This window comes from Exiguobacterium sp. Helios (assembly GCF_014524545.1).
Classification (GTDB): domain Bacteria; phylum Bacillota; class Bacilli; order Exiguobacteriales; family Exiguobacteriaceae; genus Exiguobacterium_A.
This window is the reverse complement of the sequence record NZ_CP053557.1, coordinates 1,110,250-1,133,850: the sequence shown is the minus strand read 5'-3', so window position 1 is coordinate 1,133,850 and position 23,601 is coordinate 1,110,250. Positions and strand designations below refer to the sequence as shown.

The 23,601-nt window shown below is 45.6% G+C and carries 21 protein-coding genes; 4 read left to right on the top strand and 17 right to left on the bottom strand.

The window, feature by feature from the left end; genetic code table 11:
• Positions 1-35: 35 nt before the first annotated feature.
• From HNY42_RS05795 to HNY42_RS05785, 3 genes are all read left to right on the top strand, one after another.
• The gene (locus HNY42_RS05795) at positions 36-1,580 is read left to right on the top strand and encodes a Ppx/GppA family phosphatase (RefSeq protein ID WP_131973197.1); all 1,545 of its coding nucleotides are present in this window, start codon (positions 36-38) and stop codon (positions 1,578-1,580) included.
• Positions 1,577-3,736, top strand: a complete 2,160-nt coding sequence (locus HNY42_RS05790) for an RNA degradosome polyphosphate kinase (protein ID WP_131973198.1) — start codon at positions 1,577-1,579, stop codon at positions 3,734-3,736. The genes HNY42_RS05795 and HNY42_RS05790 overlap by 4 nt, the downstream gene beginning before the upstream one ends.
• Before the next feature lie 75 nt (positions 3,737-3,811).
• Complete coding sequence (locus tag HNY42_RS05785; RefSeq protein ID WP_012369749.1) at positions 3,812-3,985, top strand: XapX domain-containing protein; 174 nt, start codon at positions 3,812-3,814, stop codon at positions 3,983-3,985.
• Between the two features lie 365 nt (positions 3,986-4,350).
• On the opposite strand, the gene HNY42_RS05780 is transcribed toward HNY42_RS05785, so the two are convergent.
• The 5 genes from HNY42_RS05780 to HNY42_RS05760 all read right to left on the bottom strand — a co-directional run bounded on the left by HNY42_RS05780 (position 4,351) and on the right by HNY42_RS05760 (position 10,172).
• A complete protein-coding gene (locus tag HNY42_RS05780; RefSeq protein WP_131973199.1) occupies positions 4,351-4,977 on the bottom strand; it encodes a hypothetical protein in 627 nt (208 codons plus the stop codon).
• Positions 4,978-4,997: 20 nt separating this feature from the next.
• Positions 4,998-5,897, bottom strand: coding sequence for a deoxyribonuclease IV (locus HNY42_RS05775; RefSeq protein WP_188005241.1), 900 nt, complete (start codon positions 5,895-5,897; stop codon positions 4,998-5,000).
• A gap of 140 nt (positions 5,898-6,037) precedes the next feature.
• Positions 6,038-7,390, bottom strand: coding sequence for a DEAD/DEAH box helicase (locus HNY42_RS05770; protein WP_026828969.1), 1,353 nt, complete (start codon positions 7,388-7,390; stop codon positions 6,038-6,040).
• 68 nt (positions 7,391-7,458) lie between these two features.
• Positions 7,459-8,412: a sugar ABC transporter substrate-binding protein gene (locus tag HNY42_RS05765; RefSeq protein ID WP_188005240.1), complete on the bottom strand. Its 954-nt coding sequence runs from the start codon at positions 8,410-8,412 to the stop codon at positions 7,459-7,461.
• A gap of 2 nt (positions 8,413-8,414) precedes the next feature.
• On the bottom strand, positions 8,415-10,172 hold the full coding sequence (locus HNY42_RS05760) for a sensor histidine kinase (RefSeq protein WP_131973201.1): 1,758 nt from the start codon (positions 10,170-10,172) through the stop codon (positions 8,415-8,417).
• A gap of 144 nt (positions 10,173-10,316) precedes the next feature.
• On the opposite strand from HNY42_RS05760, the gene HNY42_RS05755 reads away from it, so the two are divergent.
• Positions 10,317-11,264, top strand: coding sequence for a 4-hydroxy-3-methylbut-2-enyl diphosphate reductase (locus HNY42_RS05755; RefSeq protein ID WP_114596400.1), 948 nt, complete (start codon positions 10,317-10,319; stop codon positions 11,262-11,264).
• 43 nt (positions 11,265-11,307) lie between these two features.
• On the opposite strand, the gene HNY42_RS05750 is transcribed toward HNY42_RS05755, so the two are convergent.
• From HNY42_RS05750 to HNY42_RS05695, 12 genes are all read right to left on the bottom strand, one after another.
• Positions 11,308-12,423: a Nif3-like dinuclear metal center hexameric protein gene (locus HNY42_RS05750; RefSeq protein WP_188005239.1), complete on the bottom strand. Its 1,116-nt coding sequence runs from the start codon at positions 12,421-12,423 to the stop codon at positions 11,308-11,310.
• The gene (locus HNY42_RS05745; RefSeq protein WP_131503961.1) at positions 12,423-13,139 is read right to left on the bottom strand and encodes a tRNA (adenine(22)-N(1))-methyltransferase; all 717 of its coding nucleotides are present in this window, start codon (positions 13,137-13,139) and stop codon (positions 12,423-12,425) included. Before HNY42_RS05745 ends, HNY42_RS05750 begins: the two co-directional genes overlap by 1 nt.
• A 130-nt stretch (positions 13,140-13,269) precedes the next feature.
• The gene (gene cccA / locus HNY42_RS05740; protein ID WP_026828975.1) at positions 13,270-13,611 is read right to left on the bottom strand and encodes a cytochrome c550; all 342 of its coding nucleotides are present in this window, start codon (positions 13,609-13,611) and stop codon (positions 13,270-13,272) included.
• A 153-nt stretch (positions 13,612-13,764) separates the two neighbouring features.
• Positions 13,765-14,850, bottom strand: coding sequence for an RNA polymerase sigma factor RpoD (rpoD, locus tag HNY42_RS05735; protein WP_012369736.1), 1,086 nt, complete (start codon positions 14,848-14,850; stop codon positions 13,765-13,767).
• A gap of 34 nt (positions 14,851-14,884) precedes the next feature.
• Positions 14,885-16,678 carry a DNA primase gene (gene dnaG / locus HNY42_RS05730; protein WP_188005238.1) on the bottom strand — a complete coding sequence of 598 codons (1,794 nt, stop codon included), beginning with the start codon at positions 16,676-16,678 and terminating at the stop codon, positions 14,885-14,887.
• Between the two features lie 137 nt (positions 16,679-16,815).
• Positions 16,816-17,625, bottom strand: a complete 810-nt coding sequence (locus HNY42_RS05725; RefSeq protein ID WP_026828977.1) for a pyruvate, water dikinase regulatory protein — start codon at positions 17,623-17,625, stop codon at positions 16,816-16,818.
• Between the two features lie 14 nt (positions 17,626-17,639).
• Positions 17,640-18,269: a transcriptional regulator CcpN gene (locus HNY42_RS05720; RefSeq protein WP_026828978.1), complete on the bottom strand. Its 630-nt coding sequence runs from the start codon at positions 18,267-18,269 to the stop codon at positions 17,640-17,642.
• 19 nt (positions 18,270-18,288) lie between these two features.
• Positions 18,289-20,349, bottom strand: a complete 2,061-nt coding sequence (gene glyS, locus HNY42_RS05715) for a glycine--tRNA ligase subunit beta (protein ID WP_131973204.1) — start codon at positions 20,347-20,349, stop codon at positions 18,289-18,291.
• The gene (gene glyQ, locus HNY42_RS05710) at positions 20,342-21,232 is read right to left on the bottom strand and encodes a glycine--tRNA ligase subunit alpha (protein WP_012369731.1); all 891 of its coding nucleotides are present in this window, start codon (positions 21,230-21,232) and stop codon (positions 20,342-20,344) included. The genes glyS and glyQ overlap by 8 nt, the downstream gene beginning before the upstream one ends.
• Positions 21,233-21,518: 286 nt before the next feature.
• Positions 21,519-22,268 (bottom strand): DNA repair protein RecO, encoded by a 750-nt coding sequence (recO, locus tag HNY42_RS05705; protein ID WP_131503958.1) that lies wholly within the window; start codon positions 22,266-22,268, stop codon positions 21,519-21,521.
• 3 nt (positions 22,269-22,271) lie between these two features.
• Positions 22,272-23,180 (bottom strand): GTPase Era, encoded by a 909-nt coding sequence (era, locus tag HNY42_RS05700; RefSeq protein ID WP_012369729.1) that lies wholly within the window; start codon positions 23,178-23,180, stop codon positions 22,272-22,274.
• Positions 23,173-23,571 carry a cytidine deaminase gene (locus HNY42_RS05695; RefSeq protein WP_114596407.1) on the bottom strand — a complete coding sequence of 133 codons (399 nt, stop codon included), beginning with the start codon at positions 23,569-23,571 and terminating at the stop codon, positions 23,173-23,175. Before HNY42_RS05695 ends, era begins: the two co-directional genes overlap by 8 nt.
• Positions 23,572-23,601 lie beyond the last annotated feature (30 nt).

Here is a 23,601-nt window from a genome sequence, read left to right as displayed (position 1 = left end):
AGATGGATTGAGTACTCAAAGGGGGCGGATTTGTTTTGAAGAATGAATTAGCAGTCATCGATATCGGGTCCAACTCGATCCGGTATGTCGTTTTCCATCCAATCGATTCCGGTCGATATATCGAAAAAATTAATGTTAAGGTCGTCGCTCGCCTCTCCGCTCATATTGATGAGAATGGTGCCCTCGACTCAGTCGGTATCCGGTTACTGTGCGAAACGCTACAACGGTTTCACGAAATCGGCATTACCCACCACGTTGAAGAAACCATTTGCGTGGCGACAGCGGCCATTCGAAATGCGAGTAATCGGCAGGACATCGTCCAAGCTGTCGAACAGGAAACGCCCTTTACGATGCAGGTCCTGTCTGATGAACAAGAAGCTTACTACGGCTATTTCGCGATTATCAATTCCACTTTCCTGACCGATGGATATTCCGTTGATATCGGCGGCGGATCCATGGAAGTCACGTTAATTGAGAACCGGGAAATGATTGCTTATCATAGTTTTCCTTTCGGTGCTGTCACGTTGACTCGTCAATTTCTCTCTGGAGAAACCATGACGTCAGGTGAACAAAAGAAACTGATTAAATTCCTGCGTGAACAATTCGACGAGATTCCTTGGATGAAAAATAAAAAACTTCCATTAATCGGTGTCGGCGGATCCGCACGAAACTTCGTCCGCATTCATCAGTCTACACTCGACTATCCATTGCATGGGATCCATCAATACCAAGTCCGGTCGAAAGAGTTAGGGAAACTGATTGACGAACTGGAGGACAAAGCGCCTAAACAGTTGATGAAAGTCGAAGGGTTATCCAAGGACCGGGTCGATATCTTCTTACCAGCGTTAATCGCAATTCATGAACTGGCACTACATATCGAGGCAGACCAGTTCGTGATGAGTAATTACGGGTTACGGGAAGGTCTTGTCTACGAATATGATTTACACGAACAGGAACAGCGGCGTATCGAGAATGTACGCGAAGAAAGTCTTTATCAACTGGAAAGTGATTACAAAGTCAACCGTGACCGGATGAACTATCTCGGCACGATTGCCAAATCAATTTACCGCCAATTGGTGACGCTCGAAATTATTCCGGAACGGGCCGCTGACTTACGATTACTGGATTCCGCCAGTCGCTTACTTTATTGTGGGCAGTACATCAATCCGGATACCCGGTCGAATCAAACGTTTTATCTTTTGACGAATACCGATTTAAAAGGAATGACGCATAAAGACCGTTTAGCTTTGGCACTCGTCAGTTCATATTCGTCTTCGAAACGGATGCAACAGCTCTTAAAACCGTTTAAGGATTGGTTCACGGATAAATCGATCGAGCGGTTTGATTTACTCGGATCCATTCTGAAATTGACGGAAGCACTTGATGTGACAGAACGTCGTGCCGTCGACAGTCTTGAAGTTACTCTTGAAAAAGATAAAAAAGATATCCGGATCATTCTCGATACCGGTGATCATGATTACGGTTTTGAAGTCGAAAAAGCAGAGAAACAAAAAAAACACCTGGAACGTATCATTGATCGGTCCATTCAGTTTGACAATAAAGGAGGCGGCCTTACGTGAAGATTGACTCCCCAGAGTTTTTTAATAACCGGGAAATCAGCTGGTTACAATTCAACGAACGTGTCTTAGGAGAAGTGACGGATACACGAAATCCATTGATGGAACGATTTAAGTTTTTAGGTATCTTCAGTTCCAACCTAGATGAGTTTTATATGGTTCGTGTCGGTGGATTAAAGGATGAAGTACTGGCTGGATTCAATAAACCCGAAAACAAACAGCAACTCACACCGAAACAACAGTTACGTGCCATCGCTACGAAAACAAAAGAGCTTGTCGATCAACAATACGAAGCGTTTAAAGACGTCACCCAGGCGCTAAAAGCAGAAGGAATTTCTTTCCTGAAGAATGACGAGTTAAATGAAATGCAAGCAGAATATGTGAAAGCATTCTTCAGAGAACAAGTTTTTCCGGTTCTGACACCTGTTGCGGTCGATGCGTACCGTCCGTTCCCGATGCTTTCGTCTAAATCGTTGAACATTGCGACGGCCCTTGAAGCGGAAGACGGTTCAAAACGGAACCTGGCACTTGTTCAAGTGCCGGCCGTCCTGCCGCGTTTCGTTGATTTACCGGTAGAGGATGAGGAAACGACTGCTGTAATTTTACTGGAAGATGTCATCATTTCCTTCATTGACTCTTTGTTTAAAGGCTATCGTGTCTTATCAGCGATGCCGTTTCGGATTACACGAAACGCAGATTTACCGTTCCATGAAGAAGGAACACACGACTTATTAAAATTGATTGAAAAAGAACTGAAAAAACGGCGGTGGGGAGTCGGCATTCGACTTGAAATTCAGAAGAATGCCATCAACACGAACTTACTCAATATGTTACGCGATGTGCTCGACTTACAAGACCGGGATATTTATGCCGTCGATGGTCCAATTGATTTGACATTCGCTTTTGCGTTTTACAGCCAGATCGGGGTCGAATACGACCATTTGATTTATCAGACGATCATGCCTGTCGAACCGCCGGCACTTGAAAAATCGAAGAATTTGTTTGATCAAATTCTGCAACAGGATTATTTGCTGCATCACCCGTATCATACGTTTGATCCGATCGTCCGTCTGATTGTGCAGGCTGCTAACGACCCGAACGTCCTGGCGATTAAACAAACGTTATACCGCGTGTCCGGCGACTCTCCGATCATCAAAGCATTGAAGACTGCTGCAGAGAACGGGAAACAGGTTACGGTGCTCGTTGAATTAAAAGCACGTTTTGACGAAGCGAAAAATATCGAATGGGCCAAACAGTTGGAAAAAGTAGGTGCTCACGTCATTTACGGTTACAGCGATTTAAAGACACACTCAAAAATTACATTGATTGTCCGGTTACAGGAAGGCCGGATTCAACGGTTTGTCCATCTCGGAACAGGTAATTATAATGATTCCACAGCTAAATTATATACCGATATCGGTCTTTTGACGGCACGGGAACAAATTGCAGAAGATGCAACGAACTTCTTCAACTGGTTGTCCGGTTATGGGGAGCAACCTAAATGGAATGCCCTTCACACCTCCCCGAACTCGATGCTCGAGAAATTTTTATCATTGATTGATGAAGAAATCAAATATCATAAAAAACATGGTAATGGTCGAATCGTCGCTAAAATGAACAGTTTGACGGAAAAAGACATTATCGTGAAACTGTATCAAGCGTCACGCGCAGGAGTCAGAATTGAATTGATTGTTCGCGGCGTCTGTTGCCTTCGCCCTCAAATCAAAGGTATCTCGGAAAATATCCGTGTCACGTCCGTCGTCGATCGTTATTTGGAGCATTCCCGGATTTTTTACTTCCACCACAATGGAGACGATTTGATTTATTGTTCCAGTGCCGACTGGATGACACGTAATATGCGGAAACGGATTGAAATTCTTTTCCCGATCATTGATGAGGAACAGAAAAACTACATCAAGGATTGTTTGGCTTTAACGATGGCGGATAACGTCAAAGCACGCGAACAGGATGAATCAGGAAATTATCATTATGTAACAAAAGGCAAGCAAGCCTGTGAATCACAAATCCTGATTCAGCTCTATACGAACGGGAAATTAAAAGTAAAACCGTCTTTTGAACACCCACTCGAACAAAAATGGACACCGGTTGAACGGGCTGAAGAAAAGATCACCTTTGATCCAACTGCTGCTAAAAAATAATCGTTGTTTAACGTCAGACATCTTCATATAATAAGCTTGTAAGCGTTTTTTCATATGAAGAAAGGACTGGGCCTCATGCTTCAACAAATTTTATTATCATTGCTAGCAGGTATCATCTGTGGTGTCGTCTTTACTGCTCTTAAATTACCAATCCCTGCTCCACCTGTCTTTCCGGCCATCGTTGGAATTTTCGGTGTGTTCCTTGGGATGAAGGTATTTTTATTCCTCGCTGATCGCTGGCCGTTTTGATTGACAGAAGTATTCCTATTCCACATAAAAAGCGTTTTCTTCTGTTATCGAGAAGAAAAACGCTTTTTGTTATTTCTATAGTGCGTCCGCAATGACTTTGTCCCAATTGACGTCATCACAAGCTGTTTGACAAGTCGGTTCTACTTAGCATGTCGCACATTTTCCTTTTTTCGCTTTTTGGTGAAACGGAACAATGAAAAACCGGCATATCGAAAGATAAGCAGTTCAATTAAAATATCAATCATATGCATCCTGTTTCACTCCAGTTACTCCATTTTCAATGATAATAATTATCAGCCTTGATTATATCATGGAGACGCCATCTGAAAAACAGTAAGCGACTCAGGAATAACCCACTGAGACACTTACTGTTTGGGAGAAGTTTGATCCGACGTGGCAGCAACGTCTTCCATTTTTTCGATACTTTGATGTGCGACTCGATGACACGTCGGACAAAGTGTCTGAAAGTGCCCGTGATGTTCGTGCCATTCGAGAATTGATTGCTGCGTGTTTCCACACATTTCGCAACACGCTTTTAGCGGCGCGGGATGATTCCGCTCACGAAAACGTTCCATCCGACGGTTTTTTGCTTGATCGATTGTTGTCACATCCGACTCAAAATGACCGGCTTGCCAGGCTTCGACCAACCACTGTCTGACTTTCAAATCCGTTTGTCCGGGATTTACCTGTAACCCTGACAACGGTGACCCTAACAGCGGGTGTCGTAAATCCACGCTAATCAAATCCAGGCAGGCATACGTGCGTTCCTGTTCATCCGCCTCTGTCAGCCAATGCGGATCTGCCGGTCGTGTTGTGTATTCGCTGAACAAAACTTCGGCATACGCAACGATTCCATCTTTCGTCGCCAAAAATACTTCTTCCCCTTCGGCTAGCTCCGCCGGTAAATAAAACGGTTCTTTCGTTTCATAATATAAGACGACTGCTCGCCTTAAGGCAAATTCTGATTCTTCAACGACTAGTAGATGGCACACGCGACAGACACCTCTCTCATTTAAATGGATGTACCGATCAATGGCAAACGCCACTCGGCGTCAAAGTTTCCTGAGCGTAACATGGCAATTTCTTCACGATAAGGTGCGACCTTCTTTTTGGGATCCAGTCCGATATACGGTGTTTCGAGGACTTTTGGTAAATGGGCCAGATCCTGATGATGAACGATTCGATGTAACGGATCAAAACCGATTTCACCAAATCCGATATTTTCGTGACGGTCTTTTTTGGCACCGCGAATATTTTTCGAATCATTGACATGGATCACGCCAAGACGGTCAATTCCGACGATACGATCGAACGATTCCAATACTCCGTCCAGGTCATGAATCAGGTCATAGCCGGCATCGTGGACGTGACATGTATCGAGACAGACGGACAGGCGGTCATTATGCGTCACACCGGCAATGATTTCTGCCAGCTCTTCAAATGTCTTACCGATTTCCGACCCCTTTCCGGCCATCGTTTCGAGAGCGATTTTTACTTTTTCATCTCCCGTTAATACTTCATTGAGCCCTTCAATAATTCGTTTGATTCCGATTTCTTCCCCGGCACCGACATGTGCTCCTGGATGCAGGACGATATGTTTTGCTTTTTCGAGAGCTTCCGCCCGCCGGATTTCTTCTCCTAAAAATGAGACGGCTAATTCAAACGTTTCCGGTTTCGTCGTATTGCCTAAATTGATGATATAAGGTGCATGGACGACGATTTCTTCAATCCCGTTTGCTTCCATATGCAACAAGGCTTCTGGAATCCGCAAATCCGAAATCGGTTTCCGTCTTGTATTTTGGGGTGCTCCTGTATAGACCATCATGGTCGTTGCACCATAAGAGGCTGCTTCTTCACTCGCACCGAGTAACATTTTTTTGCCTGACAGAGACACATGTGAACCGATTTTCATTAAAAATTCCACCCTTCTTCTGCTTCTAGTGTACCAAATGTCAAAAAAAACAAGAACCTTTAGCGATACTAAAAAAACAAAGTCCACGAATTCTTTCGTAGACTTTGCTCAAGCCGTTCGGCTGAAATGCCGAGGACTGATTATTTTGTTTTACTGGCGTTCGCTTTACGCTCAGCACGTCCGATTCCGCGCTGTTCTTTGATTCGTTCGCGTTTTGCTGTTTCTTTCAGCTTATACTGGTGTTTCTTTTTATAACCTGGTTTGACACGTTTTTTCGCTTTTGCAGCTTCACCGGATAAACGGCTGTGAGCTGTTTTCGAAACCGCTGTCTTCATGTGTGGTTTTGCACGGCGTCGTTCTTTCACTTCGCTGACTTGACCACTCTTCACATCCACGTTGATGAATTCGATACCACGGTCCTCAAGACGGTTGATCGAACCGTTCTCATGATCTTCAAACAATGTGTAAGCCAATCCGTCCTGATCAACACGACCTGTCCGACCGACACGGTGAACATAGAAGTCGAGATCTTTCGGAATCCCGTGGTTGATGACGTGGGAAACACCTGAAATATCGATGCCGCGTGCAGCAAGATCCGTTACGATGACATACTGATATTTGGCTTCATTAATTTCCTTGATGGCTTGTTTCCGGCGACGGGCCGGCAAGTCACCATGAAGCGAACCGACATTGAGTCCCGCTTCAAGGAAGAGAGCTTCGAGTTCGATGGCTTCTGTTTTCGTATTCGTAAAGACAAGACAAATATACGGGTTGAGGGCTTTCGCCAGTTTCAACGTCAAATCAGAACGATCGCGGTGCTTGACCGGAACCGTATGGTGCACGATTTTTTTCGCTGTCTGTTGTTTTGGATCCACATGCGCATAACGTGGATTGTTCATGTATTTTTTCAAGAATGGTTGCAGTTTTTCAGGAATCGTTGCGGAGAATACCATCATCTGCAACTTCTCAGGAAGCGCTTGAGCAATCCGGTCGACTTCCGGTAGGAATCCCATGTCGAGCATTTGATCCGCTTCATCGATGATGTAATGTTTCACGAAATGCGGTTTCAATGCTTGTTCTTTAAAGAGATCCAAAATACGTCCAGGTGTTCCGATCACGATTTGCGGTGAGACTTTGACACGTCCGATTTGACGTTCGCGATCCATTCCACCTGTGATAAGACTTGTCTTGATGTAATCCGGTTGTTTGACGAGGATTGATTTCAATTCCTCATGAATCTGCCAAGCCAGTTCGCGCGTCGGCGCAACGATGATGGCTTGCATTTCTTGAAGTTCCGGATTGACATTTTGAACGATCGGCAAGAGGAACGATAACGTTTTTCCTGTCCCTGTCTGTGATTGTCCAATGATATCCCGCCCTTTGAGCGCTGCCGGAATAATCCGGGATTGAATATCGGTTGGTTTTTTAATACGTGCGTCTTCGAGTGCTTCGACGACGAACGGGTGCAAATCGAAATGGGTAAATCCATTCATATTTGTCACCATCCTTTCTCTTTCTTTAACAATTAAAGGCGAATCGTCCGCCTTCACCATCTATTTCTTCAGTTCAACATGGGTATTGGTCTACTACCGTCATACAAATATGAATACGTATAGAAACGATCGGGAATTTTTTTGTTTTTCGTATGAAGCTTCAACGCGCTGAAGGCAACTTTCATCATCTCTTCAGCGGACTGGACGACTGTCGCGTCCATCGATTTCATGTCAACAGCTTCTAATATAGCACGATTCCCATCGATTCCGACAACTATTTTTCCGGAAATCTTCGCTTTTTTCAATGCTTCGAGTACGCCCATCGCAATATCATCATTGTGACAGTAGACTGCATCGAACGGAATTCCGGAGTCAATCACCTGCCGCATGACACGTTCGGATGTCACCGGATCATAGTTTCCGCTGGCCGAATCGACAATCGAAAGCGTTGGCTCATTTTCGATTCCTTTTAAGAATCCCCGGTGCCGTTCGTTTGTCGTATAGACGTTTGCCGTACCCGTGATCTCGACGATGCGACCCGTTGACTGACCTGTACGCTTGATTAACTCATTCTTAATATAGGAAGCCAATTGTTCCCCAATCACTTGATTATTAGATGTAATCGAACTCACGACAGCATCTGAGTGAATCATACGGTCAATCGCAAATACAGGAATCCCTGCTTTTTTGGCTTCTTCGATGGCACTGCCGATATAGACATCATCCAGTGTTGTGATAAAGATGGCATCGACTTTCAGTTGAACGAATTCTAAAATCTGTTCGCGTTCACTGATGCGGGAATTTTGTGACGTCGCTACTAACGCTTCATATTTATTCGCTTTCGCTTCCGCTTTAAAGGCATTGATCAACCGTTGTGCAAATTCATGTTTGTCATTGACAATCGTAAACCCCACGACATTCCGTTTAGGACTTGTTTCCTTTTGGACAAACATGTTGGAAATGACGAGGACGGATGCAATCCAAATGATCAAAACAAACAACCAGGACTTGTTGAACCTCATGCCTACTCCTCCCGTCTTGGGAAAAAGAGTTGTACCGTCGTGCCGACACCGACTTTACTGTCGACTTCGATTCTTCCATTATGCTGACGGACAATTTGATTGGACATGAACAATCCCAACCCGTTGCCGTTGATTTTGGATGTGTTAAACGCCTGACCCAGCATTAAAATCTGATTTTCGTCCATTCCGACACCGTTATCTTGAACGATAAACACAAACTGATCCGGATAGACATGAAGGTGGACGTGACAAATTCCGTCCGACCCTTTCGAATCGACAGCGTCAAGCGCATTTCCGATACAATTCGACAGCACCTGCAACAGGCCATTTTCCGAAGCATACAACGACGGCATGTGTGCCGGTGTGTAAATCTTGCAGTCTGCTTCATAAGGATGTGATTTCGATTCGAGGATGAACGTTAACTTCTCCATCATTTTTTTCATGTCAATCTGTGCCATCGCCAGCGTTGTTTTATCATTTTTGGATAAATCAAGCATTGTCTGAATCAGCTGGTTGGCCCGGTCCAGTTCAGACAATGCAATCTGCATCATATCCGGATTATTTTGTTTTTCTTCTGACAGCAATTGCAACGCCATCTTAACCGGCGTCAATGGATTTCGGATTTCATGGGCAATCCCTGCTGCGAGTTGTCCGAGCGATGCCAGTTTTTCCTGATGTAAGATTACCTGTTGCTGACTCAACTGTTCGACCCGTGCATGTTCCATCCGTTGCGCATATTCATTGTAGGCGGTGACCAAGGTCTTGACTTCATTTGAGCCGGAACGTTCCAGGGTAATCGGTTGCGGCGTCGTACTTTTTTCGATTTTTTGAACAAGCTCCAGTAGCGGTGCCGTCAATTGCCGTGACATCAAATAACCGACGATCAGACTGAGCACCAGTGTAAGTGCTGCAATGACCAGATATTGTTGTCGTGTCGTATAGACAGGTTCGTAAAATACACTCCGCGGTGTCCGCACCAGTATTTTCCAATCGGTCACCTTCAAATCACGTGCAAAATAGTACATATCTTTATTTGTACTAAAGATTTCATACGGTTTGCTGCTTTTGAAAGCCCGATCGACAACACTTTGACTCAAGAGGCGTTCTTGATCGGTTACGAGGTTTTTCGAGGTTGCGAGCGGCTCACCTTGGCTGTTAAACAAATAGGCCATCGTATCATCATCAAACGATTCCAGTGAATTTCGAAAAACGACGGAATTCATCAGACTGAGCCCTCCACCAAATACACCGACCCGCTCATTGCCATTTCGAACCGAGACATACATATAGGTCAAAGAATCATTTGTTATATCATAACGTGGACTCATATGAAAATCCGTACTCGTCAAGGCTTGTATAAAAGAGTCATCGCGACGAATCTTCGAATCCGAAATACGACGATCTTCACTCGAAAACCAGGTGATCTTATCGGTTTTACGATCATAATAAAAGAAGCTTTTAAATCCGGTATCGATATCGAGCAAATTCGAATCCCGGATCGCCCGATCGAGATTACTCATATTTGTGACATTCAATTGAAGACTCATGATTTTTTCGTGTAAGTTCCCGACGCTGTCACGCAGCGCATTACTTGAGACTTCGACACTTTTTTCACTCTGTTTTTCTGTCTGCTGTTCGACTCGTGAAATCGTGACGCGGTCTGCTGTAAAGGCAAGTGCCGAGATGACAAGACAAATAAGAATGAACAAAACAGCCGTGATTTGGAAAAAATAGGACCGCATCATCTTTTTCGTCTCCATCTTTTCACCCCTTCCTCATTTCTAGACAACTCAATTAGTATATCATGATATTCTCTTTCGGCAGACTCCTCTATTTTCATTCAACTTGAATCAATGGTACACTCTAAATAATCATTCTTTCCATACAAAAGGAGAATTTAGACTATGCTTGTTAAAAAAATCAGTCCCCGTGGTTATTGTTACGGTGTTGTTGATGCGATGAAACTTGCTCAACAAGCTGCACTAAACGATAACTTACCACGACCAATCCATATCTTAGGCATGATTGTCCATAATGCACACGTCACACGCGAATTCGAACGGATGGGTGTCTTGACCGTAGATGGTCCTGACCGTTTAGAAGCACTCGAAACGATCAAAGAAGGAACCGTCATCTTTACAGCACACGGAATTTCGCCAGCAGTCTATGCCCGCGCAGCCGAGAAAAAATTGACTGTCGTCGATGCAACATGCCCAGACGTCACCCGGACACATGACTTGATCCGGACTGTTGTCGCTGATGACTATGAAGTCATCTATGTCGGTAAACACGGTCATCCGGAACCTGAAGGAGCCGTAGGTGTGGCACCAGAACACGTTCATTTGATCGAAAAAGTCGAAGACATCGAAGCGTTGCCTGCTCATCTCGCTAATAAAAAAATTATCGTCACGAATCAAACGACGATGAGTCAATGGGATGTCCAAGCGTTGATGGGGCATGTCCGCGAAAAATATCCGCATGTCGAAGTGCATAATGAAATTTGTAATGCGACGCAAGTCCGCCAGGAAGCTGTTGCAGAACAGGCTGGTGATTGCGACTTAGTCATCGTCGTCGGCGATCCACGTTCAAACAACTCGAACCGTCTGGCACAAGTTTCATTTGATATTGCCGCAACGCCGGCTCACCGGATTGGTGATTTAACGGAACTCGATCTATCATGGCTCGACGGTGTCAACCAGGTTGGTGTAACATCAGGTGCTTCAACGCCAACACCGATTACTAAAAAAGTCATCGACTTCTTACAACAGTATGATCCTGCTGATATCAGTACGCATGACAAGACGCCGTTCCTCGAATTGCGCCGTATCTTACCAAAAGTTAAAATACTTTAAAAAAATGATTCCTGACCGTACTCGACGGTCAGGAATCATTTTTTTAAAGAAATTGAAACGGATTTGTATTCGTCTCTGAGACAAACAAGTCGACACCTTTGATGTTCTGTTTTTCAAATCGTTCTGCTAATAGTTTGACGACACCCTGTTTCATGACCGACTCAACGTGATGTCCGGGATCAACTACGGCAAGTCCAAGTGCCATCGCATCATGTGCGATATGGAAATATAAATCACCTGTCACTAATACATCTGCTCCGGCAAAGGCTGCTGTCGAAACATACTTGTTCCCGTCTCCGCCTAATACAGCTACTTTTTGAATCAATCGGTTTTCATCACCGACAAACCGTAAGTTCTCAACCCCAAAGGCTGACCGGACCTGTTCGGCAAACATTTTTAAGGGAACGGCTTCTTTTAATCGGCCAATCCGCCCGAGACCAAGTGACGGCGATTCAATCTCTTGACGAATCACGTCGTACGCGACTTCTTCATACGGATGGGCTTTTATCATCGCCCGAATGATTTGTTTTTTGTTTAATTCCGTGACCATCGTTTCGATTCGCACTTCTTTAACATGCTCCAGTTGTCCAGGTTGTCCTACATACGGATTCGCTTCCGCCGTTGCTTTAAATTGCCCGATTCCCGTCATGTGGAACTGACAGTCACTGTATGCTCCAATATGCCCCGCTCCTGCTTTCCCTAACGCTTCCGAGACCTGTTGCACGGCAGATTCCGGAACGAAGACAACGAGTTTATACAGTGTGTTTTCGAAAGACGGCACCAGAACCTTTGTATCCGTGATGTCTAATGCCGTTGCCATCAAGTCATTGACACCGCCTTCCGCGACATCTAAGTTCGTGTGGGCGGCATAGACGGCAATATCATGTTTGATACATTTCATGACAATACGTCCCGCAGCCGATTGATCCGTCACTTTTGGAAGTTTGCTGAAAATCGGCGGATGGTGGGCGATGATTAAATCGATTCGTTTTTCAATTGCCTCATCCACGACAGACTCCAATACATCTAATGTGACAAGGACCCGTTTGACTTCTTTATTGAGTGTCCCGATTTGCAAGCCGATCGGATCTCCTTCAAAGGCAAATTTTTTCGGCGCAAATGTCTCAAACTGCTCGATGACTTGTTGACCGTTTGCCATCAGTTCGTCACCTCTTCCATTTTTTGAATCAACCGTTCGATGTTCGCGATTTTTCCCTGCAAGACATCCGAATCGTTCCCGCGCTGCATTTGTTCCAGGATATATTGTCGTTTTTGTTTTTCAGTCTGCCATTTTTCAATGAATGCCGGTGCCTTTTCCCGTGTCAATTGCGGACCAAAATACAATTCCCACTCTCGTTGTTCGACATCATCGGAATATAATGATTCTTCTCCTTTTTCCGCAACAAGAATTTCATAAATCTTCTCATTTTCTTTGACAATCGCTTCTGATAATAAGGCATAGCCGTTAGCGAGCAGCCACTTCCGCACATCAACGGCATCGACGTTTGGTTGTAAAATCAATCTTTCTTCTCCGGATAAGTGATTTTTGCCTTCTTCTAAAATCGAAGCAATCAACGTTCCGCCCATTCCGGCAATCGTTACTGCCGTCACTTCACCCGGTGTTAAGACAGTCAGGCCACTCCCGAGCCGGACATCGACTTTATCTTCTAATTGAACAAGCGCAACCTGTCCTTGTGCCGCTTCCATTGGTCCCACGTTGACTTCACCGGCAATCGCGCGTTCAATCAAGTTTTGCTGGATACAGTAACAAGGCACAAAAGCGTGATCGGATCCGATATCTGCGAGTACGGCTCCTTGTGGAATATAAGACACGACTTTTTGTAGACGTTGATCAAGTATGACGTTCGTTTGCATGTATTTCATCCTTCCTGATTCATGTTCTCATTTAAAAATAGCGGACTTGGCGTAAAAAAGAAACAGTCGTTTCCCTAAAATTCATCACAAAAAAACATCCATCTCGGAGAAGAGACGGATGTTGATTGACTTATTTCTTTGCAGCGAGCCATTTTGCTAAAGCAGCGGCTTCTTCGTCATTCGCAAGACCGCCAGGCATTTGCCCTTTACCGTTCATAGCGATTTCTTTAATTTCTTCTTCTTTCAGCTTCGCGCCGATCTTTGTTAAGTTCGGACCGACTCCACCTTCAAGATTTCCACCGTGGCATCCTGTACATCCTTTAGATGCAAACAGATCTTCCGGCTTCATTTCAGCTGTTGATGGACCTTTTTCTGCTTGTTTGACCTGATCGACCCCAAAGTATGACAATGAAATCATGGCGATGATGGCGATGATCGCAATCGATGCGAACGGTACTAACGGATTACGCATTTGGATTCCCCCCCATATTCTCTACCCAACCAAGTTGGTGACTGAATGGTATTCCCCGTTACTATTCTACTGTAAAAAAAACAGAGAAGGAAGAAAAAAACAAAACTTTTTCTCCCTTCTCACTAAAATTTCATATTTTCTTCACACTTTGAATTAATCGAGGAAATCTTTTAGACGTTTTGAACGACTTGGATGACGTAGTTTCCGTAACGCTTTCGCCTCAATCTGACGAATCCGTTCACGTGTGACACCAAATACTTTCCCGACTTCTTCAAGTGTGCGTGTCCGACCGTCGTCTAGACCAAAACGAAGACGTAACACATTTTCTTCGCGGTCCGTCAACGTATCGAGGACATCTTCGAGCTGTTCTTTCAATAACTCGTAGGCCGCTGCATCTTGAGGGGCTGTCGCATCCTGGTCTTCAATGAAGTCTCCGAGATGTGAATCGTCCTCTTCCCCGATCGGTGTTTCCAGCGATACCGGTTCTTGTGCAATCTTCAGAATCTCACGTACTTTTTCCGGTGTGATTTCCATTTCTTTCGAAATTTCTTCCGGAGTCGGTTCACGTCCTAAATCCTGAAGTAATTGACGTTGGACACGGATCAATTTATTGATCGTTTCGACCATATGAACCGGAATCCGGATCGTCCGTGCCTGATCGGCAATTGCACGTGTGATGGCCTGACGAATCCACCAGGTAGCGTAAGTCGAGAATTTATATCCTTTTGTATAGTCAAACTTTTCAACCGCTTTGATGAGTCCCATGTTTCCTTCTTGAATCAAATCAAGGAACAGCATGCCGCGACCGACGTAACGCTTCGCAATCGAAACGACCAAACGTAAGTTAGCTTCCGCTAAACGTTTCTTAGCTTCTTCGTCGTTCTGCTCAATTCGTTTCGCGAGTTCGACTTCATCTTCGGCGTTCAATAGATCGACACGCCCGATTTCTTTCAAGTACATCCGGACAGGGTCATTGATTTTAACGCCCGGCGGGACCGAAAGATCGTTTAAATCCGCTTCTTCCTTGTCGTCACCCGTCCCATCGTTATTGACCTTGATGCCTTCTGTTTCGAGCAGTTGAAGGAATTCTTCGAATTGTTGCGCATCCATCGATTCAAACGAACTGAGTTTATCCTCGATTTTTTGATGCGATAGTTCACCATTCTTGTGTCCGAGCGCGATTAGTTCATCCTTCGCGAGACGGAGTATTTCTGCTTCTGATCTTGCTTTTTCTGCCATCGAACCATACACTCCTTCCACATCATGCAGCAGGTCATCGATCTTTCAAACGTCGTTTCCGTTCGATGATCGCCTGCATTAGCTCCGCTTGAGCACGGATATCTGTTTGTTGACTCAACTGCGACTTTTCATCGTCCAGCGTCCGTCGTTGCCGTTCGTTTTGAACGGCACGAATATAATGACTCAATAAATCCGGATCATATTCCGGCATTAACATAAACTCCAGATCCGCTACGATTCGCTGAAGCGATGCATCGTGGAGCATCGTCAGAAAACGATCAGGATCCGCTGGGGTGTTTGTTCCGTAAAATTCATATAGTTTCCCTGCAATCAGTTGATGGGCTGGATCGTTAAACGCCACACCAAGCTGATCACGTACCTCAAGACCTACTTCCTCTGAACGGATCATATAAGCGAGCAGAAAACGTTCGGCTCGTTTCCAATTCGAGAAAGTACGGTCCTGAGGAGAAGAGGTTACGACTTGTGTCTCCTGCCGTCGCTCTTGTTTCGGTTTAGCCTGTTGCGGTTGCAACGGCTTAACTTGCGACAACAGTGATTCTTTCGACAAGTGGAACTCTTCAGCCAGTTTCCCTAAATAGATATCGCGTAACAATGGATTGGCCGTTCGACCAATCTCCTCAAGCATAGTTTCAATATAACGGACCCGTTCTCCTTCTAATCGAAGGTTTTTTCCTTGCCGAAAATAAAAAGATTTGAATTCAAGGCTTGAAATCCGTTCCTGCTCGATTAAACGAAGAAAGGTCTCTTCCGACTGTGTACCGATAAAAGAATCGGGATCTTCTCCATCCGGAAGACGAATCACAGAACAATCGACCGCAACATCCTCCAATAAACGTAATGCTTTAAGGGTCGCGGCACGTCCCGCTTTGTCTCCGTCATAACAAACTATGACTTCATCGACGATTCTACCTAAATTTTGAGCATGGACGGGAGTCAGTGCCGTTCCAAGAGAAGCTACCGTATAGGGTATACCCGCTTGAGCGACACGTACAACATCCAAATTCCCTTCGACAAGTAAAACCTGCTTATTTTTCCGCATGGCACCACGTGCCTGGGCAAAACCAAACAACAATTCGCTTTTGTTAAAAAGAGGGGTTTCCGCTGTATTCACATATTTCGGGTCTCTTCCGTCAATGGAGCGACCACTGAATCCAACAATCGTGCCATCACGATCTGAAATTGGAAATACGACCCGTCCATTAAATCGATCGCGATAATCGCCATCTCTGCCTATTGAAATCAGGCCTGCTTCTACCATCTCATCCAAATCAAAGTTACGCCGTGCCAATGAATCTACCGTAAACCGGTCCTGGTCCGGTGCGTATCCCAACTTAAATTCCCGCATCGCCGGTTCCTGGATGCCCCGTTGCTCGAGGTATTCTCTTCCGGCGTCACCGGCAGCTGTCTGCAACATGACTTCATGGTATAAATCCGCTACAATCCGGTGCGCTTCCCGCATCCGATATTTCTTTTCTTGATCGGGTGTGGACTCCGTTTGATCAGACCGTTCAAATTCTGGTAATTTGATGTCTGTTCGATCCGCCAGCTTGACGACGGCTTCCGGAAAACTCATCCCTTCCGTCTCCATGACAAAAGTAATCGCGTTTCCCCCTGCCCCGCATCCAAAGCAGTAATACATGCCTTTATCAGGAGAAACAGAAAAAGAAGGGGATTTTTCAGAGTGAAAAGGACATAACCCTGAATAACGATTCCCTTGTTTTTTTAATTCTACACGTTCTGATATCAATTCAACGATATCCGTTGCTTGTCGGACTTGGTCAACCAATTCGTCAGGAAGCCGTTTCAATTGGTCACCTCTCCTTTCGAACGTTTATATACATATACCCGCAATGAAACGGAACGAATACTCGTTCCGTTTCATTAGAAAATTTGCATCATCTCATTAAGCAGCTAGATTAGTATACTACGTGAAAGCATACTTTACTAGTCATGTGATTTGCCGGAAATCCCTGTCAAGATGAGATTCGCCGTTTCCTCGACCGCTTTATTTGTCACATCGATGACTTGGCAACCAATCCGGTCATACAGATTTTTTGCATAATCGAGTTCACGATTGATTCGATCCATCTGTGCATAAGCGGCTTCCGGTTTCAGTCCAAGCGAACGGAGACGTTCCATCCGGATGTCAATCAGCTTCTCGGGAGAAATCAATAATCCAAAACATTTTTCTTTCGGGATATCAAACAGTTCTTCCGGTGGAATCGATTCCGGGACGAGCGGTACATTCGCAACTTTGTAACGTTTTAACGCCAAGTATTGAGACAACGGCGTCTTCGAGGTACGTGATACACCAATCAATACGATATCCGCCCGTTTGATACCGCGCGGATCGCGACCGTCATCATATTTCACGGCAAATTCAACGGCTTCGATTTTCCGGAAATATTCTTCGTCCAGCCGGTAAATCAGTCCCGGTTCTTCTTTCGGCTGCATCCCAAGACGTCCCTCCATTGTATCCAGTAACGGACCCAACAGATCAATCGCCTTGACTTCGTGTGCATGTGCCGTTTCAGCAAGAAGCCGGCGATGGGTGGCATGAACGATGGTATAGACGATTGTCGCCTGCTCTTCTTTTGCGTGTAACACTAAATCATAAATAACTTGATCGTCATCGACGAATGGAATCCGGACTGTTTCAATCGCTTGTTCCGGAAACTGAATCGCTGCTGCCCGCACGACCAATTCACATGTTTCACCAACCGAGTCACTTACTACATAAATACGTTGTCTCATCTGCGAACCCCCTATTAAAGTTCTTCATCTCGTGCCAGCGCGACCAACACTTTTGTCATGTTCGTCTTCGTCATGCGTCCGACGACTTTTAAGATTCCGTCCACCTGCTCGACGACCGGCATGGAATCGATCTGTTTTTCGATGAGTTTCATCCCTGCTCCGATCAATGTCTCTGATTTCTCACAAACCGTCAGATTCGGCATCCGTGTCATGATGATGTTGACCGGTAACGAGTCCAGTTCCTGATTTCCGATTGCTGCCCGTAAAAAGTCTTTCCGCGACAAGACACCGACTAACGCATGGTCTTTGCCGACAACGAACAGCGAACCGACGTCTTCGAGGAACAGATGAACGATCGCATCGTAAACCGTCATTCCTTCATGAATCACTTTCGCAGAAGACATGAATTCGCCAACGGTCAACGTATCCAGTTTTTCATGCAACATGGAGGTATTCTTTTTACCGACATACATATAACCAACGCGGGGACGTGCTTCCAGCATGCCGGTCATCGTCAAAATCGATAAGTCCGGACGTAAGGTCGCCCGCGTCAAGGAGAGTTCAGATGCAATCTGCTCTCCTGTGATCGGACCGTTTTCTTTAACGATTTGGAGTATTTTTTTCTGCCGTTCATTTAACTTCATCGGCTCATCCGTCCTTTATTCACACTAAAGTGAGTGCATTGAATCGTGCGACTTGTTCGATCGCCGTCGCAAACCGCTTCATCTCGCTAAGACGATTCGTCCGAACTGCGTTGTCATCCGCCATGATCATCGTTCCATCAAAATAAGCAGTAATGGCCGGAACACTCGATTCGAGCACTTGAATCGCTTCGTTATAGTCAGAGGCTTGAACTGCTGCTTCGACTTTTGGAATCAGTTGCTCGATTTGTTCATGCAAGGCACGTTCTGCTTCATTTTCAAAGAGCGCTGGATTTACCGCCACAACCGTCTCTGCTTTTTTCGAGATGTTCAAGACACGGCTGAGTTGCTCCACTGTCTTCTTAAAGGTTGGTTGTTGTGTGGCCTGTTCAAGCATCGCTGCCCGTTTTTCATTTGCTTCGACTGTTAGCTTCGGCTCAAGTGCCGCTTCGATGACATCATGACGATATCCTTTTTCCGATAAGCGGAACTTTAGACGCTGATTGAAGAAGTCTTCCATTGCTGCTTTAACTGTTTCTGCATCCGCTTGATAAAGACCTGCTTTTAATTGAGAAGACACGACGAAATCGATTAGCTCTGACAACGTCATCTCAATCTGACGGTCTGAAAGAATCTGAACGATTCCTTGAGCTTGGCGTCGTAACGCATATGGATCAGCCGAACCGCTCGGAATCATACCAACACCGAAGAATCCAGCCACGCTGTCCATCTTGTCAAGAACAGCTAATACCGTACCGGTTGGTGTGCCTGGACTTTCATCCCCGGCAAAACGTGGCAAGTAATGTTCCCGGATCGCCGCTGCGACTTCAGCGTCTTCCCCTTTCATGTTGGCGTAACGTTCACCCATCATACCTTGCAGTTCTGTGAATTCATACACCATCTGGCTCACAAGATCGAACTTATAAATCGTTCCGGCACGTTCGACTTTCGCTTTATCCGCATTGAATCGTTCCGCCAACTGCAGCGCCATCCCGCGCACACGACGGACTTTTTCACCTGTCGTTCCAAGTTTTTCATGGAAGACGATTTTATCAAGTCGCGCTGCTTGGGCATCGATGTCCGCTTTTTTATCTTCTTCATAGAAGAACTGTGCATCGGCAAGACGTGCCCGAATGACTTTTTCGTTTCCGCGGGCTACGTTCTCGAGATGCATCGCATTCCCGTTACGGACAGTGACGAAGTAGTGCAGCAACGTTCCGTCTTTTTTAACCGGGAAATAGCGTTGGTGTTCCTTCATCGTCGTGATCAGTACTTCTTCCGGCAATTCGAGGTACGCTTCGTCAAATGCTCCGAATAACGCAGTCGGATATTCGACCAGATTCGTGACTTCCTCAAGTAGCGTCGGATCAATCGGCACTTCAAAACCTTCTTGTGTGCTGAGTTTTTGAATTTGTTCCTCAATCAACCGGCGACGCTGTTCGTAACTGACAATGACATGTTCTCCGGCAAGTGCCTCAACATAGGCATTCGGTCGTAAAATCGTAATGTCCTGTCCAAGGAAACGGTGTCCGCGTGTCGTCCGCCCAGTCGCAACATTTGCCACCTCAAACGGAATCACTTGATCATCCAGTAAAGCAATCATCCAACGAATCGGACGCATGTAGCGTAATGACTGCGTGCTCCAACGCATATTTTTCGGGAACGACATCGCTTCAACGATTTGTTTGAGTCCCGGTAAAAGTGTTGCTGTTTCTTGCCCTGATTCTTTGCGCGTCGCAAAGATGTATTCGATCCCCTTCTCTTCTTGAAGGAACAGATCATCCGTCGTCAAACCTTTACCGCGTGCAAATCCTTGGGCGGCTTTTGTCCAATTGCCGTCCGCGTCCACTGCAATCCGTTTCGCCGGTCCTTTAAGCGTCTCTTCCAAGTCAGTCTGACGTTCCGACATTCCGGTTACGAGAACGGCCAAGCGACGTGGCGTCGAAAATGATTCAATCGCGTCGAACGTGATACGTGCTTCATTTAAGAATGTCGTCACACGTTCTTTTAATTGTGTCTCCGATTGTAAGACAAAACGGGCAGGCATTTCTTCAAGACCGATTTCAAGTAATAACTCATGCATGCGATTCACCAGCTTTCGATTTAATCAATGGGAAACCTAAACGTTCCCGTTCTTCGATGAAACTTTGGGCACAGCGGCGCGACATGTTTCGGACACGGTGAATAAAGCCCGTTCGTTCCGTGACGGAAATCGCCCCTTTGGCATCCAGCAGGTTAAACGTATGTGAACATTTCAAGATATAGTCATAGGCCGGGAAGACGAGGTTCTCATCCAGTGCCCGGTTGGCTTCTTTTTCGTATTGATCGAACAATGTGAACAAGAGATCGACATCAGATGTCTCAAACGTATACTTCGAGTGTTCGAACTCCGGCTGGTAGAAGATATCGCCGTATTTGAAGCCGTCTGTCCAGACCAAATCAAAGACACTTTCGACATCTTGGATGTATGATGCGAGTCGTTCGATTCCGTACGTGATTTCAACTGCGATCGGATTACATTCAATCCCGCCGACTTGTTGGAAGTACGTGAACTGCGTGATTTCCATCCCGTTCAACCAGACTTCCCATCCGAGTCCGGCGGCACCAAATGTCGGGTTTTCCCAGTTATCTTCGACGAAACGAATGTCATGTTCAAGCGGATTGATGCCGAGCAATTCAAGACTTTGTAAGTACAGTTCCTGAATGTTGTCCGGTGACGGTTTCATGATGACTTGGAACTGATGATGTTGATACAAGCGGTTCGGGTTTTCGCCGTAGCGTCCGTCCGCTGGTCGGCGTGATGGTTCTGTATAACAAACGTTCCAGGGTTCTGGTCCAAGACTTCGTAAAAACGTCATCGGATTCATTGTTCCGGCGCCTTTTTCCACGTCATAGGCTTGCATCGTCAAGCACCCTTGTTCAGCCCAAAATTTTTGCAGTGTTAAGATCATTTCCTGTACTGTCATCTTCAAGACTTCCACCTCCAAATTTATGCGGGAACGCAAAAACGTCCCTATGTACAACAAGGTTGTACATAGGGACGAGACGAGCCCGCGGTTCCACCCTACTTGCATGCGTCGGCATGCCACTCTTTGACCGGGAACACTCAAAAATGCCGTTCGCACCTGCTTCATTTCCGGCTCGCACTATCCCGAAATCGCTTGACTGAATATCAGGTGTTACTCCTTTTTCTCATCGTGTTCGTTTAGTTAGTTCTTCCGCACCTATTCTACCGAACGTAGAGCGCATCTGTCAATCGTCTCCGAGATTCAGTAATTGATCGAGAACCCGTTTCGAACGAAGGCGGAGACCGCTGTACCGTTCCATATAAGCATCCATGATTTGACGCAATAAACGTTTCGTTTCCGGCTTCACCTCGACTGTACCAATCCGGGAAAAGTCATAAACGGAAAAGACATACAACATCTTCGCCACGGATTCCGTCAAAGAAACAGCATGTTCATCTTCATGACGATGTCGTCTGCAAAGTAAACCACCGTGATTCAACGAAAAGGCAAACGGCGCTTCGGCACTGCCACAAATCGTACAGCCATTTAAGTGCGGGGCGATTCCCAGATGACGTAATAACCGGAGTTCGATGATGAAGGAGACGACGTCCGGGTCAAGTCCTTCGTCCATCGCTTCAAGACCATCGACAAACAAATCATAGAGTGCCGGCTGCGGGACCCGTTCATCAAGTGCTTTATCTGCCAGTTCAAGAAGATACATCGCATAAGCCATCAAAAACACATCTTGACGAATTTTCGAATACCCTGTGATGACGTCTGCTGATTTTAATTGACCGAGACCACGCGAACGTGGATACACGTAAATGGCCCGGATAAACGGCTGGCTCGCTGCATTGAAACGGCTGCCGGGTTTTTTAGCACCACGGGCCATGACGGCGAGCTTGCCATATTCACGTGTCAACAGTGTAATGATTTTATTCGATTCACCATACACGACCGTCCGTAAGACAAGCCCTTCCGCCTTATCAATCATCGATTAATACTCGTCGTCTCGGAATCCGAGTTCACGCAGTTGACCTGCTTTGTTCCGCCAGTCTTTTTGAACCTTCACCCAAAGGTTCAAGTAGACTTTTGTTCCAAGCAGCATCTCGATGTCCGTCCGTGCTTCTGAACCGATTTCTTTTAACAGGGCACCACGTTTGCCGATGATGATTCCTTTTTGTGAATCACGTTCAATCAAAATCGTTGCGTGAATATCGACCATGTTTCCGTCTTCACGTGTCTTGATCTGGTCAATGGCGACAGCAATCGAGTGCGGCACTTCGTCACGTGTCTTCTGCAGGACTTTCTCACGAATCATTTCCGAGATAATGAATCGTTCCGGATGATCGGTGATTTGATCCGCCGGATAGTACATCGGACCTTCCGGTAAGATTTTCGAGATTTCTTGCAGAAGCGGTTCGACATTATTTCCTTGAAGAGCAGAAATCGGAACGACTGCTGCGAAGTTCAATTCGTTTTGATACGATTCGATGATTGGCGGGATATCGTTCGGATGAATCAAATCGACCTTATTCATGACAAGAATGATCGGTGTATCCAAATCCTTCAACTTCTCGATGATGAATTCGTCACCTTTACCTTTTGGTTCGGTCACGTTAATCATGAAGAGAATCGCATCAACTTCACGTAAGGCGTTTGTCGCAACTTTCATCATGAAGTCACCGAGTTTGTGTTTCGGTTTATGGATTCCCGGTGTATCGATGAAAATCGTTTGCACATCATCTGTCGTATAGACACCTTGAATCTTATTCCGTGTCGTTTGTGGTTTATCCGACATAATGGCGATTTTCTGTCCGATGACACGGTTCAAGAACGTTGATTTCCCAACGTTCGGACGACCGATAATCGAAACGAATCCTGATTTAAATCCTTCTTTAAACATGAAGATCTCCCTTCGTGAATGCACCCGGTAAGAGAGCACCAACTGTCGTTTCCGTGACGTCACCCGTCAGGTTCGTCAAGTAGACCGGCATATCCGCGTCACACATTTCAAACAGAACTTGACGGCATTGTCCGCATGGTGCGACAGGTCCTTCCGTATCTGCTACGACAGCCATCGCTGCGTATTCACGTGCATCTTGTGCCCATGCCGAGAAGATCGCTGTCCGCTCAGCACAGTTGCAAAGACCATACGCCGCATTTTCGATATTACAGCCATGGAAAACCTGTCCGTCTTTCGTGAGCAAGGCAGCTCCGACTTGGAATTTTGAATAAGGAACATACGCTTTTTGGCGTGCAAGTTTAGCCTGTTCGAGTAATTGTTCTGTTTTCATGTCATTTTTCCCCTTTTAGGAACGGTATTG

Coding starts and splice junctions, on each gene's coding strand:
- HNY42_RS05745 (WP_131503961.1), bottom strand. CDS start 13,139: ATGCAAACGAACGTCATACTTGATCAACGTCTACAAAAAGTCGTGTCT.
- HNY42_RS05725 (WP_026828977.1), bottom strand. CDS start 17,625: ATGAGACAACGTATTTATGTAGTAAGTGACTCGGTTGGTGAAACATGT.
- HNY42_RS05755 (WP_114596400.1), top strand. CDS start 10,317: ATGCTTGTTAAAAAAATCAGTCCCCGTGGTTATTGTTACGGTGTTGTT.
- cccA (WP_026828975.1), bottom strand. CDS start 13,611: ATGCGTAATCCGTTAGTACCGTTCGCATCGATTGCGATCATCGCCATC.
- HNY42_RS05785 (WP_012369749.1), top strand. CDS start 3,812: ATGCTTCAACAAATTTTATTATCATTGCTAGCAGGTATCATCTGTGGT.
- HNY42_RS05775 (WP_188005241.1), bottom strand. CDS start 5,897: ATGAAAATCGGTTCACATGTGTCTCTGTCAGGCAAAAAAATGTTACTC.
- HNY42_RS05720 (WP_026828978.1), bottom strand. CDS start 18,269: ATGAAGTTAAATGAACGGCAGAAAAAAATACTCCAAATCGTTAAAGAA.
- HNY42_RS05765 (WP_188005240.1), bottom strand. CDS start 8,412: ATGAGGTTCAACAAGTCCTGGTTGTTTGTTTTGATCATTTGGATTGCA.
- HNY42_RS05695 (WP_114596407.1), bottom strand. CDS start 23,571: ATGAAAACAGAACAATTACTCGAACAGGCTAAACTTGCACGCCAAAAA.
- glyS (WP_131973204.1), bottom strand. CDS start 20,349: ATGCATGAGTTATTACTTGAAATCGGTCTTGAAGAAATGCCTGCCCGT.
- HNY42_RS05770 (WP_026828969.1), bottom strand. CDS start 7,390: ATGAATGGATTTACCCATTTCGATTTGCACCCGTTCGTCGTCGAAGCA.
- rpoD (WP_012369736.1), bottom strand. CDS start 14,850: ATGGCAGAAAAAGCAAGATCAGAAGCAGAAATACTCCGTCTCGCGAAG.
- glyQ (WP_012369731.1), bottom strand. CDS start 21,232: ATGACAGTACAGGAAATGATCTTAACACTGCAAAAATTTTGGGCTGAA.
- era (WP_012369729.1), bottom strand. CDS start 23,180: ATGTTTAAAGAAGGATTTAAATCAGGATTCGTTTCGATTATCGGTCGT.
- HNY42_RS05760 (WP_131973201.1), bottom strand. CDS start 10,172: ATGGAGACGAAAAAGATGATGCGGTCCTATTTTTTCCAAATCACGGCT.
- HNY42_RS05750 (WP_188005239.1), bottom strand. CDS start 12,423: ATGGCAAACGGTCAACAAGTCATCGAGCAGTTTGAGACATTTGCGCCG.
- recO (WP_131503958.1), bottom strand. CDS start 22,268: ATGATTGATAAGGCGGAAGGGCTTGTCTTACGGACGGTCGTGTATGGT.